Here is a 12,913-nt window from a genome sequence, read left to right on the forward strand (position 1 = left end):
CTTGAGGCTTTGCCCCTGCCGCCGTAGCTAAATTACGACCACTAGCCGATTCATGACGCAACCCATCCGCTCCATCGCCTTTGCCGCCGCTGCCACCCTCGCCTGCCCTGCCTTTGCCGCGATTCCCCTGCAAGCCTGCGACGCCCCCTCCTTCGCCACCGTCCTGCACGCCGCACCGGCCAGGCTGGAAGCGCGCGCCGTCTGGCTCGACCGGCGCTTAGTAACCTGGCCCGGCAGCGCCAGCGTCGGCCGCTTTCGCCTCTACCACTCGCCCACCGGCGCAATCGAAGCCACGGCCGGCGCCAGGGTGCGCGGCGCGGCGGGATCGCTGGCGCTGGCGCTGCATACGGCCCCGGTGCCGGCGCCGGCAGCGCAGCGTTTCAAGTACCTTGGGGCCGGCCCGGTGCTGGCCGTGGACGATGCCGACCTGCCGCGCCTCGCGGCGCTGCACCGCGAGCAGCTGGTGCTGGTGCGCGAAGCCGAAGACGGCACCGTCCTTGCGGCCACGCGCCTGCAGGCGGCCGGCGCGCTCGACGACCTGTACGCCGCCGCGCAAGCTATTTCCGACCTGGGCGCCACGCCACGCGCCGGCCGCACCGGTTTCACCCTATGGGCGCCGACCGCGCAGCAGGTCGCCGTCTGCATCTACGACAAGGGAACCGGCCGTGCCCATGCCATCCACCCGTTGCAAGCCGACACCCGCACCGGCGCCTGGCGCGCACAGCTGCCCGCCGACCTCTCCGGCCGCTACTACACCTACCTGGTCGACGTGATCGCCGACGGCACCGGCCTGGTACGCAACCGCGTCACCGACCCGTATTCCGTCAGCCTGACGACCGATTCGACGCGCAGCTACATCGCAGACCTCGACTCCCCCGCTCTCAAACCGAAAGGCTGGGACGCCCACCGCGCCCCCGCCACCGTCAAGACGCCGGCCGACATGACGGTCTACGAGCTGCACGTGCGCGATTTTTCGCGCGACGACGCCAGCGTGCCGGCGCCAAAACGCGGCAAGTACGGCGCCTTTGGCGAAGCCGATTCGAACGGCATGCGCCATCTAAAAATGCTGGCGCGCGCGGGCCTGACCGACATCCACCTGCTGCCCGTGTACGACATCGCCAGCGTGCCCGAGCGGGCATGTGCACGGCCCGCGCCAAAGGGCGGTGCCGCCAGCGCCGAGCAGCAGGCGCTGGTGATGCAGACCGCGCACACCGACTGCTACAACTGGGGCTACGACCCGTACCACTACAACGCGCCCGAAGGCAGCTACGCCAGCGACCCGGCCGACGGCGCGCGCCGCATCGTCGAACTGCGCGAGATGGTCATGCACCTGCACCGCGCCGGCCTGCGCGTGGGCATGGACGTGGTCTACAACCACACCTTCGCCGCCGGCCAGCAGGAAAAGTCGGTCCTCGACCGCATCGTGCCCGGCTACTACCACCGGCTCGATGACGCAGGCAAGGTCATCCAGTCGACCTGCTGCGACAACACCGCCACCGAAAACGCGATGATGGCCAAGCTCATGATCGATTCGAGCGTGCTGTGGGCGCAGCACTACCGCATGGATTCCTTCCGCTTCGATTTGATGGGCCACCAGCCGCGCGCGACGATGGAGCGGCTGCAGGCGGCCGTCAACAAGGCGAGTGGACGCCACGTACAACTGATCGGCGAAGGCTGGAATTTCGGCGAGGTCGCCAACGGTGCGCGCTTCGTGCAGGCGTCCCAGTTGTCGCTGAACGGCAGCGGCATCGGCACCTTCAGCGACCGCACCCGCGACGCCGTGCGCGGCGGCGGCGCCGGCGACTCCGGCGATGCAGTCGTCAAACAGCAGGGCTACATCAATGGCCTGGTCTACGACGCCAACGCCCAGGCCGGCGCGCGTCCGCGCAGCGAGCTACTGCGCGCCGCCGACCTGGTCCGCGTCGGCCTGGCCGGCACGCTGCGCAGCTATCCGCTGTTGAACTTCGACGGCGTCACGCGCAAGCTGGAAGACATGGACTACGGCGGCCAGCCGGCCGGCTACGCCAGCGCGCCCGGCGAGACCGTCAACTATGTCGAGAACCATGACAACCAGACGCTGTACGACGCCAATGCGCTCAAGCTCCCAATCGACACTTCGACCGCCGAGCGCGCGCGCGTGCAGGTGCTGGGCCTGGCCACGACCGCCTTCAGCCAGGGCGTGGCCTACTTCCACGCCGGCTCGGAGATCCTGCGCTCCAAGTCCCTCGACCGCAACAGCTTCAATTCCGGCGACTGGTTCAATCGCCTCGACTGGACTTATCGAACGAACCATTTCGGCACCGGCCTGCCGCCGGCGCCGGACAATGCCAAGGACTGGCCGCTGTTCGCGCCGCTGCTCGCCAATCCGGCACTGCGCCCTGCCCCAGCCGACATCGCCTTCGCCCGCGACGCCTTCCGCGACTTGCTCGCGATCCGCGCCAGCTCCACGCTGTTCCGCCTGCGCACCGCCGACGAGGTGGCGCAGCGCTTGCGCTTCTTCAACGTCGGGCCGGGGCAGGAACCGACCGTGATTGCCGCCCACCTCGATGGCCGCGGCCATGCCGGCGCAGGGTTCGCCGGCATCCGCTACTTCATCAACGTCGACAAGGTGGCGCACGTCGTTACCGACGACGTGGCGCGCGGCAAACGCCTGCGGCTGCATCCGGTACACACTGCCGCGGCGGCCGGCGACAAGCGCGCGGCGGAGGCGCGCTTCGATGCGGCGACGGGGGGCTTCAGCATCCCGCCGCGTACGGCGGTGGTGTTTGTCGAGGACTAGGAACATCTGTAGAAAGCCACTTGCTTGCTCCGATAGCAACAAGCTCGTACACTCGGCTTGTTAATTGTCCGCTATCGGCCAGGAGCGGACGTTCGATCAGGGGCGGGACTGCCCACTTGAGCTGATGGCTATGGCGCTCTAATCGCTAAACACACTTGTCGAGTTATGAACGAAGACCCACCGAACTGGATGGAGTACCTGAACAATAACGTCGCTCTCAATAATACGTTTGGTGGTGAGGTGCCTGCGCTCGACAATTTGGTCCTGGCACAGCTGGTGCTCAACCAGGTGGGTGCTGCGTATATCAGCTTGAATTTTTCGGATCTTCCAGCGGGCAGCCCAACGAGATGGATCACAAGGGGGTGCGACAGCGTCCAGCTGAGGCTGTCATTTTACGATTTAGCTCAGCTCTCAATCGTAGGAGGAGGCCATGAAGGCAATCTCGACGTAACAGCATCATTCCGACCTGGCAGTCACTTCTCGCTTTCAAACCCCATGTTTAAGCTTGAACTCGTGTATGGGTACGTGAAAGCTGACCTGTATCCATTTGACTCTAGTATTTTTGAGGAACCGCGAGATTGGTACCGGAGATAGCCATCGAGTTCATACGTCCGCTCTGGGTCGGAAGCGGACGCTACAATAGGTCTGCAATCGGCCAGAAGCGGGCCTTCGACGACTTCATAATGCACGATCTTCGAGGTGCATTTGCTCCTTACTTTTTGAGTGAATTTTACGTTAGGTCCAGTCATGACGAGAGCTGAGTTTATTGAGCGCAAGCGGGTATTCGAAAAGCGCGATAGCCGATTCAACACGATTATCATGGTTGTGCTCTTTGGCGGAATGTTCGGGTTGTGGGGGTTCTTTCAACGGTTTGAATCGCCCCGGCTTTCGTGGAGGCCGGTTAGTATGAGTCAGGCCTGGACGGCTTGACTGCTCAGTTGCTTGTAATAGTTTGCCTCAGCTTCGGCTGGCGGTATATAGCCGAGTGGTTCGAGCAGTCGGTGGTGGTTGAACCAAGACACCCATTCCAGTGTGGCCAGTTCAACGGCCTCACGCGTTTTCCAGGGAGCACGGCGATGGATCAGTTCAGCCTTGTAGAGCCCATTGATCGTCTCGGCCAGTGCATTATCGTAACTGTCGCCCTTGCTACCCACAGACGGCTCGATGCCGGCTTCTGCCAGGCGCTCGCTGTACTTTATCGACATGAATTACCCGGCTTTCGTGGAGGCCGGTTAGTGTGAGTCAGACCGGGATGGCTTGACTGCTCAGTTGCTTGTAATAGTTGCCTCAGCTTCGGCCGGCGGTAGCCGAGCGGTTCAAGCAGTCGGTGGTGGTTAAACCAGGACACCCATTCCAGCGTATCCAATTCGACGGCCTCACTTGTTTGCAGGGAACGCGGCGGTGGATCAGTTCAGCCTTGTAGAGCCCGTTGATGGTCTCGGCCAAGGCGTTGTCATAACTGTCGCTTTTGCTGCCCACAGACGGTTCGATGCCGGCTTCTGCCAAGCGCTTGCTGTATTTAATTGACACATATTGCGAGCCCCTGACGCCCTTCTAAGTGTCAAGTGGAGATTTTGGTCGAATTGATCTCACGTTGTCGTCGTTGGATGATGTAGAAGACTTCGCGGGCAATGTAACGTTTCAGACAGCGGATAGCCTCGAGCTTGGAATGCCCTTGACTGAGCCGTTTTTCAACGTAAGCCTTTGTGCGCGCGTCGGTTCGTAAGCGGCCGATCGCGACAATATGCAGGGCGCTATTCGCAGCCCGGTCGCCCCCGCGGTTCAAGCGGTGCCTGCACACCTTCCCCGAGGATGCTGGGACCGGACTAACGCCGCATAGTGCGGCAAAGCTGGCTTCCGATTGCAGGCGCCCACTGTTATCGCCCGCCGTCAGTAGCAACTGTGCCGCCGATTCATATCCAATGGAATTGCGGGCGATGAGTTCTGGCGCGAGCTCATCGACGAGTTTAGCGATCATGACGTCCAGATCGGCGATCTCGTCATGCAGCTCTAGATACCGTCGCCCCAGCGACTTGAGCGCAATTCGATAAGCCGAGGTCAAATTTCTGTAATCAGACAAATCGGGGCGCCAGGCCGCCAGTGTCCGTACCAGCTGCATGCGGGTCATCGTACGCAGCGATTCGCGAAGCTCGTCCGGTGCGCTAATGATCGAATTTTGAATGAGTTGAAGGGCAACTCGGCGGGCAGCAACTGCCGTCTTACGGCAGACCTTCAATACGCGCAAAGACTCGACCATGCCATCGCGCGTCTTAGGCGTGACGGTTCGCACCTGGGCAAATGCTGCATGGGCGGCGTTTTCAGCGTCGATCGTGTCGTCTTTGCCTCGCTTGCGGCGGTCCTGTTTGTCGGGCGCTGTCACTTCCAGCACGGTCACGCCGGCATGCTGAAGATAACGAAGCAATCCTGCGCCGTACGTGCCCGTGCATTCGACACCGATTCGAGCAAGCTCGCCAAACGAACGAAGCCAAGCCAGCATCTGCTTGTATCCGTGACGCGTCGTTGCAAAGCTCTCGTTGGCCAAGACACGGTCCTGGTCATCCACCACCGCTGCGAAATGCAAGTCTTTGTGGGTATCGACACCACCAACCACAACTCGTTGCTCATCCATGGCCTGCCGCTCCTTTTAGATAAAAGTTAGCGATTCCGCCACTCCAAATACCTGGACAAGACAGTAAAGCGACAGAGCGTCAGGCCCTTCTTGGGTCACATGTATCGACGAGGCGAAACCTCGCCGGCAGACACTCCCGGGCGACCGACAGGTCCGGGGAAAGACAATGAGTCCTGTCGATCGGAGTGCGGGTCAGGTCGTCCGGGAACGCGGCACGGCACCAGATCTTCCAAGATCGGTCTATCGCTGTGAGGGTCAGATCACCCAGGAATGGCTGGCATGAACATTATTACTGTCGCTATGGTGGACCAGCTCGTTGCGTTCGAGCTGGCGCGCGTACAGCGCCTGTTCCCGAGCGTCGAGCACCGAGTCGGTCCGCATCGAGCTGCTGACGCGCTAGCCGACGATGCGCCGGGCAAAGACGTCGATCACTAAGGCGACATAGACGAAGCCCTGCCAAGTCGAAACATAGGTGAAATCGCTGGCCGCAGCTGATTTGGCCGCTAGGCATTGAACTGGCAGTTGACGCGGTCGAGCGGGCATTGCGCCTTCGCATCAGCCACAGTCATGGCACGACCTGGCCTCGCATAACGCCACGCAGGCCGGCTTTGCGCATCAAGCGCTTCACGGTGCAGCGGGCCACATTGGTTCCCTCACGCCGCAGCTGACCCCAAACCTTGTCGCGCCGTAGACCTGCAGGTTCGCCTGCCAGACACGTTCAATGCCGACGCTCAGCACGTCGTCGCGTTGGACACGGGCTCAGCGCAGTGCCGGGTTGCGTTGCTGCGCAGCGTGGCGCCAGTAGCCCGACGGCGCGACCGGCATCACCTTGCAGATCGGTGCGGCCGGCGAGGCTCGACACCGTAGGCATGGCGGTACCGGTCGATAAAAGCCTTCACGGCTTGAAGTGGAGGCCGAGCTCCGCCTGGGCGAAAAAAAGCACTCGCCAGGCGCAGGATCTCGTTTGCCTTGCGCAGCTCGCTCACCTCTCGATCAAGCGCCTTAACGCGCTCCTCTTCGGCAGTGGTTGGTCCTGGACGCTGTCCGGTATCGCGCTCCTGCTGACGTACCCGGCAACGCAGTTCTCCGGCGTGCAGCCAATCTTGGCGGCGATCGACGTGATTGCGGCCCACTGCGACTCGTACTGGCTTCCGGCTTCGCCGACCATGCGTACAGCGCGCTCGATGACACGCGCGCCGAGAAGATCAGCCGACATAAGGAGTGAATCAACGAAGAACGAGCTGTCTACCTAAGCAACGACTGGGAGCCGTTCTCGCGACCGCGGGGCTACACGGACGAGGAGATCTCCGACTTCCGCCAGTATCTGGAGCTGATACCAGATGTGTCGAACAAGGGCGGGATCGACGTCGCATGCTCGATCACACCTGGTGTAGCGCCAGGCCGAATTGTCCTGATCGCGCCGCTTCGTGCCTCTTAACCGAGCAGCATAGGCTTAATGCCCGCTAAGGTACCTACACTGCTGGCGCCAACAGCCGAGCCACAGTTGCTTTCCAGCGCAAACGTGCCCACTACCCGAGTTAGGTCATCGGCCTGATCCTGTAGCGAGCGTGCGGCCGCGGCTGCCTCTTCAACCTGCGCTGCGTTCTGCTGCGTGAAGGTATCCATATCGTTGATAGCGCTGTCAATTTCCAAAATGTTCGATTCTTGCTCGACACTCGCTGCGCTGATTTCGCCGATGATATCGGTCACGCGGCGAACACTGTCGACAATTTCGCGCATCGTGCCACCCGCCTGATCGACCAGTTGGGTTCCCGCATCGACGCGACCAACCGAAGCGCTGATCAGCTCTTTGATTTCTTTGGCAGCACTAGCCGATCGCTGCGCGAGGCTGCGCACTTCCGACGCAACAACGGCAAAACCACGGCCCTGCTCACCCGCTCGCGCCGCTTCGACGGCCGCGTTGAGTGCAAGGATATTGGTTTGGAAGGCTATGCTGTCGATTACCGAAATGATCTCGACAATTTGCTTCGATGAGTCATTGATTGATGCCATCGTATCGACCACTTGCGCGACCACGTCGCCACCGCGCACGGCCACGCCCGATGCCGAGATTGCCAGCTCATTGGCGCGCCGCGCACTTTCCCCGTTCAGCCGCACGCGCGACGTGAGCGCTTCCATTGAAGCCACGGTTCCTTGCAACGAGTTCGCCTGGCGCTCAGTGCGTTCGGACAGGTCGAGATTTCCAGATGCAATTTCACGCGATGCGGCGGCAATCGTTTCAACGCCGCTATGAACGCGCTTCATAGCCCCATGTATTGACCCCACAGCCTGCTGGAGTGCACTTCCCGCTGGGCTCATTGCTTCGCGACCCTCGCCACGAAGGTTAATTACGCCGGCTTTGCCCGATAAGGCGGCCACGGTCGCTGTCAGTTCTGCTGCCTGCACCGTCTCGCGCTTAAGTAAAACCGCCAGGAAGCACAGCACGCCAGTTTCGACCACAACGTACGCAGCGTGAACAAGAACACGTCCAAATCCTGGCTCCGTCATACAGCGCACTCCGTAACCAAGCTCCTGCAAATAGTTGAAGCTGAGGTGATGCAGCGCAATCGTTGTCGCCGCAACCACAATGACCATCCAGTCGCGATAGCAAAGCAAAAAAGCAAGGAGCACGAAGATACCGAAGTGCAGCTCGTTCAGGCCAGCAGTCTGGTGAATGTGCAGACCTGCAAACACCATCAGCGCTACCGCCACGACCGAGGCTGTTAGGCGAGTCCCACCAGAGCTCAAAATCATCGTCGTCGGGATCAGTGCCGCCGGAAATCCAATGATTAGCGCCCACTTCATCGTGTCGTGCGTGGCTGCTAAACCGAGTGACATCAGGAACAATCCCCAGAGGATAAATAACATGAGACGGTCAGCCTGTTTGTAATGAGCTCGTGCGAATTTCGGCATTTTTGAGAGGGACATCTTCGTTCCAGTAGCATCTAATTTATCGAATTTGAGTGATGCTATCAGGAAATTATCCAAAATTAACATTTATACGCCCAGCACCGAGAGAAATTCTTATAGACAACAACAAATTTTGCGCGGAAACATTTGCCGCTAGGGCGATGGCGCAGTTCGACTCTGAGATAATGCAGGTTTGTCAAGCGGCTTCCGCCAGAAGCAAATGATTTCCCCGTCAACGGTTACGTCGCAGAGCCATCAGACTTCTGTCTTTTGGATGAGCTAGACTTAGCGCGCTTGGAGGATGCGCACAATCGCCGCGAATCCTTGGACATGGCATGGCACGGCATGGCACGGCATGGCAAGGCAAGGCAAGGCAAGGCATGGCATGGCATGGCATGGCATGGCAGGAAGAGTGCAGCGATCGTTCGAAGGTTTGTACAAAAGAATATACCTTTTACAGATGGATTGCTGAAGGCTACTTCTTCGGTTGCATGAGACCCAAACTGGACGCGAAATGATGTCCCCGCCCCTCATGCAAATCGAACAACATTTCTAACAACTTATCGCGGCGCCGACATAAGCACGGCATTCATCGGAATGTCCGGTATGGGTCGGTAGCAGACGCTACAATAGGTCCGCAGTCGGCCAGAAGCGGACGTCATTAGCTTGGAATTACTCCGTAGAGGCACGTATGAAACAGTTACTTCCACATATTCAGATTGGCATGTACGAGCAGGCTCGATGTGTCCTTGTCGTTGACGACTATGAGCTTTTCGATTTCATTTCCGACTATCTTGGCGACGAATGCGATCTACCGCATGAGTCTCAGTCGTCGGAGGCGCGGCTAGGCGGAGAAGTCATCACGATGTATTTTCCACTGTCGATAGAGTCTACAGCTGTAGAGCAATGCCTTCTGAAGTTGTCACCTGCAGAAATCGAACGAATCTACAGACTCAACAATTAGGTTGGCTCGTTCTGGTCCGTCCGGGATGGGTCGTTTGCGGACTTACAATAGGTCCCCTGTCGGCCACAAGCGGACATTCGCGGTACAAATGATCGTAGGTTATTTTTGTCTACGAAGAGCGCCAGCGCGATAACGACCTAATGCATTGACGGAAGGACGACGATGAAGACAACAGCAGAACAGTTCGAAACGGACATAAAAGAACTTGCGCATGATCTTGTGCGTGCTTATGGCCTTACCTACACGGCCACAGGCACAACTGCGGACGACATAGCGATGTACCGTTGGATGGATTACCGGTTGCGACACATTTCTCTAGAACCTCGGCTCGTTAAAAAATCGTCGCGTTTCCCCGTTTCAAACTTGCCTGCCGAGATCAATGATGCGCTATCCGCGATTGAAGCCCGCTTTGCCAGCGGGGAAGACGTTAACCCGTATCTCAGCAAAACTACGATCCGTAACGACGTTAGTTCATCTAAGAAACAGCGGAGGACCGATGGACTATGGGCTGATTGGCGTATCCATCACCTCCATTTGACGAACATCCCCATCGCGCCGGGTGAGCGGTTTTCAGAACGGTCGGACTGGTTGCTTTTCGTGATGGTCTATGATGACGCAGTAGCATTTATCGATGTGCGTAGCCACAATGAGCGCGATTTGTGGACCCAGGACGATCTTTTAAAGGAGTTCATCGATTCATGGCCTGAGCAGGCGGAGCCATACCGAGTCAAAGGTATGCGTGTAGTGTCTGGGCCGAAGTCTTCTGATGACATTAAGCAGCTGCGCAATGCCGGCATTACGACGGTTGTCGAGCATAAGGGGGAACATTACTTCGGCCCCGGGGGTGGTGTTACGTCAGCCGTAACCTCAACCGCCGTAACCAGGGCATGTATCGATGTGCTGCGGAATACACATCAACTTGCCTTGTGGCTGGATGCGCCGGACAACGCAATCCGACTTGAACTTAATCAACTTGGTATTGCGCATCCCGAGTTCGTCCTCGCTATCTCCCCCTCTTCTGGCCTTGCAATCGCGGAGCGTAGTAAACCTGATCTCGCGTGGGCTCTTCCAGAATTTAATGCACAAGGACGCCGGACAAGTTTCGGCACCGTCCAGCAAACGCTATTACCGGCCTGGGCGATACCGACGCTCATCGCACACGTTGCTCCCTCGCCATAATCGTAGATGTGTGACTTGAAGTGATTCCGGCAAAACTGACTGGCCGCTTTGGGTCGAATGCGGACTTTATGAAGTTGAAAGGTTGCTAGCCATTCAGCGAAATCGGAGTCTTATTGGTTCGCCATGAGTCGGGTCCGGTCCTTCGGCAGTCCGTGAATTTCCGGCGCAGCAACCTCCTACGCTGAGGCGAACGGCCGAGAACGGCCACAGGCGGGTAGGGGCTGTAAGTCATGCAATCGCATCCTGCCAGCCACGTCTGCTCAGCGGCAGAGGCCATGCAACTTCAGCCCTCAGGCCTCTACGCATCGACAGCAACGGCAGGAAAATCCGCGCTCAGGGCCTCCGAAACACGATCGCATGCTGGATCGGCAGCGATCCGATGCTGCGTTCCCACTTCAGGCCATGCGCAGTGGCTTCACGCCGTACCTGCCGCTCGCTCATCTTGTGCAGCGGCTTGATCGCGACTGCCGGATCCTCGGCCCGGTATTCGACGAAGACGACGCGTCCACCCGGCTTCAGGGCGGCGACGATGCTGTCGAGGACTTCCGCGGGATAGGCGAGCTCGTGATAGACGTCGACCATGATTGCCAGGTCGACGCTGCGCGGCGGCAGTTTGACGTCCGTTTCGCTGCCGAGCACCGAGACCACGTTGCGCACGCCGCGCTTCGCCATCTGGCTGTCGAGCATGCGAATCATTTCCGGCTGCACGTCGACTGCATACACGCGTCCCCCGGGCCCGACCTGTTTCGCCAACTGCCAGGTGTAGTAGCCGGTGCCGGCGCCGATGTCGGCCACCGTCATGCCGGGCGCCAGCGCCAGTTCCCGCAGCAGCAATTCCGGCCGCTCCTCGCGTGCGCGGCTTTCGCGCTCGAGCCATTGCGCGCCCTCCCATCCCATCACGCCGGCGATCTCGCGGCCCATGTAGCGCTTGCCGATGCCGTCCGGGCTGGGTACGACGCGTTCATAGCGCGTATCGGCTGCAGATGCCTGTGCCGCGGCATCGCTGCTGGCGGATGACGGCAGCGCCAGCGCCGACAGGCAGGCCAGCAGGATGGAGAGGGAGCAGGTGCGGTGCATGATCGGTTTCCTTGACAGGTCGCAGTTCCCGCTGGCCTACTTTTTCGGCGTCAGCATCAGCAGCCGGCCGCGCGGACCGTCCTCCAGCAGCCACAGCGCGCCGTCCGGCCCGGTGCGAACGGCGCGGATGCGTTCGCCCATGTCCCAATGGTCCACCTTGCGCGCGTTCTCGCCATCGAGGGCGATGCGGTCCAGCGACTCGCCCGAGAGGCCGGTGATGAAGAGGGAGTTTTTCCACTTCGGGAACAGGTCCGCATCGTAGTAGGCGAGGCCGCCTGGTGAAATGGCCGGATTCCAGGATACTTTCGGGGCTTCGAAGCCGTCGCCGGGCGCGTGGTCGGGGATGTCGCGGCCGTCATAGTGGCTGCCGTTCGATGCTTTCGGCCAGCCATAGTTCAGGCCTGGCTTGATCAGGTTGATCTCGTCGCCATGACGCGGTCCCATCTCCATTTCCCACAGGCGTCCCTGCCGGTCGAAGGCGATGCCCAGCAGATTGCGGTGGCCATACGACCAGACGGCTGCATGGAAGCCCCTGGCCGCGAGCGGGTTGCCGGCAGCCGGCGTGCCGTCGAGGTTCAGGCGCAGCACCTTGCCGAGCGTCGACTTGGGGTCCTGTGCCGGATCGAAAAGCTGGCGGTCGCCGCTGGTGAAGAAGAGATACTTGCCGTCCGGCGAGAAGCCGATACGGCCCGAATAGTGCCCGCCGGTCGACGCATCCTGGCCGCGGAAAATCACCTTTGTATCCTTGAGCGCGCCGCCTGCCTGGTCCAGCGTCGCAGTGGCGAGCACGACCCGGGTGTCGGCACCGGGACGCGCTTCGGAGTAGCTGAAGTAGAGCAGCTTGCTGGCCGCGAAATCGGGCGCGGGCACGATGTCCATCAGCGCGCCCTGGCCCTTGCTGCTGACGGCAGGTGTGCCGGACACGGTCCGCCTGGTACCGGTTGCGGGATCGAACAGGATCATCGTCCCCTCCTTTTGCGTCACCAGCACGTTGCCATTGGGCAGGAATGCCATGGCCCAGGGGCTCTGGAACGTGCCGACCGGCTTGACCTCGAAAGGCAGGCCGCCGGTCGCGGTTGCACTGGCCTGCGCGTTGGCCGCCGGGGAGGCGGCGAACGCGAGCAGGGTGAGCGAGAAAGTGGTGGCAAGGCCGAGCGTGCTCAAATTCATGTTTTCCAGATCTCCATTTGCGGATTGATGCCAGGTTGAGGGGCGCCAGGAAGTGTAGAGCAAAACGCCCATTGCAGACGCTGCGCTGGTCGCGGACGCCGAGTCCCATTCGGCAGGTTGGCCGGCTCGGCGCCGACACTGGCCATTTTCCTGTCCCGCCTGCTAGGATGTGGCGTATGCGCCAGCGCGGCAAAGACCATGCGGC

General features: G+C 60.4%; 7 protein-coding genes, 3 pseudogenes and 1 other annotated feature. Of the genes and pseudogenes, 3 read left to right on the forward strand and 7 right to left on the reverse strand.

What is annotated here, in order from left to right; all coding sequences use genetic code 11:
• Positions 1-52 precede the first annotated feature (52 nt).
• Both AC56LG_RS06435 and AC56LG_RS06440 read left to right on the forward strand, forming a co-directional pair.
• Positions 53-2,779 (forward strand): alpha-1,6-glucosidase domain-containing protein, encoded by a 2,727-nt coding sequence (locus AC56LG_RS06435; protein WP_497165285.1) that lies wholly within the window; start codon positions 53-55, stop codon positions 2,777-2,779.
• Between the two features lie 189 nt (positions 2,780-2,968).
• Positions 2,969-3,373, forward strand: a complete 405-nt coding sequence (locus AC56LG_RS06440; RefSeq protein ID WP_497165824.1) for an Imm50 family immunity protein — start codon at positions 2,969-2,971, stop codon at positions 3,371-3,373.
• A gap of 317 nt (positions 3,374-3,690) precedes the next feature.
• On the opposite strand, the pseudogene AC56LG_RS06445 reads toward AC56LG_RS06440, so the two are convergent.
• The 5 genes and pseudogenes from AC56LG_RS06445 to AC56LG_RS06465 all read right to left on the reverse strand — a co-directional run.
• Positions 3,691-3,987 (reverse strand): annotated as a pseudogene (locus AC56LG_RS06445) (integrase core domain-containing protein); the annotation flags it as partial.
• A gap of 34 nt (positions 3,988-4,021) precedes the next feature.
• Positions 4,022-4,324, reverse strand: a pseudogene (locus AC56LG_RS06450) (integrase core domain-containing protein); the annotation flags it as partial.
• Positions 4,325-4,340: 16 nt separating this feature from the next.
• On the reverse strand, positions 4,341-5,408 hold the full coding sequence (locus AC56LG_RS06455) for an IS110 family RNA-guided transposase (protein ID WP_497165286.1): 1,068 nt from the start codon (positions 5,406-5,408) through the stop codon (positions 4,341-4,343).
• Positions 5,409-5,681: 273 nt separating this feature from the next.
• A pseudogene (locus AC56LG_RS06460) lies at positions 5,682-6,624 on the reverse strand (IS3 family transposase); the annotation flags it as partial.
• Positions 6,219-6,350: a sequence feature (AL1L pseudoknot), on the reverse strand. It overlaps the preceding pseudogene by 132 nt.
• Before the next feature lie 218 nt (positions 6,625-6,842).
• Positions 6,843-8,405, reverse strand: a complete 1,563-nt coding sequence (locus tag AC56LG_RS06465; RefSeq protein WP_497165287.1) for a methyl-accepting chemotaxis protein — start codon at positions 8,403-8,405, stop codon at positions 6,843-6,845.
• A 1,039-nt stretch (positions 8,406-9,444) separates the two neighbouring features.
• Here AC56LG_RS06465 and AC56LG_RS06470 point away from each other — a divergent pair.
• Positions 9,445-10,461 carry a hypothetical protein gene (locus tag AC56LG_RS06470; RefSeq protein WP_497165288.1) on the forward strand — a complete coding sequence of 339 codons (1,017 nt, stop codon included), beginning with the start codon at positions 9,445-9,447 and terminating at the stop codon, positions 10,459-10,461.
• 333 nt (positions 10,462-10,794) lie between these two features.
• Here the strand turns inward: AC56LG_RS06470 and AC56LG_RS06475 are convergent, their stop codons facing one another.
• Together AC56LG_RS06475 and AC56LG_RS06480 are read right to left on the reverse strand one after the other, a co-directional pair.
• A complete protein-coding gene (locus tag AC56LG_RS06475) occupies positions 10,795-11,538 on the reverse strand; it encodes a class I SAM-dependent methyltransferase (RefSeq protein ID WP_497165289.1) in 744 nt (247 codons plus the stop codon).
• A gap of 36 nt (positions 11,539-11,574) precedes the next feature.
• The gene (locus AC56LG_RS06480) at positions 11,575-12,708 is read right to left on the reverse strand and encodes a PQQ-dependent sugar dehydrogenase (protein WP_497165290.1); all 1,134 of its coding nucleotides are present in this window, start codon (positions 12,706-12,708) and stop codon (positions 11,575-11,577) included.
• Positions 12,709-12,913: the final 205 nt, after the last annotated feature.

This window comes from Telluria sp. ZB2R32, from assembly GCF_059685715.1.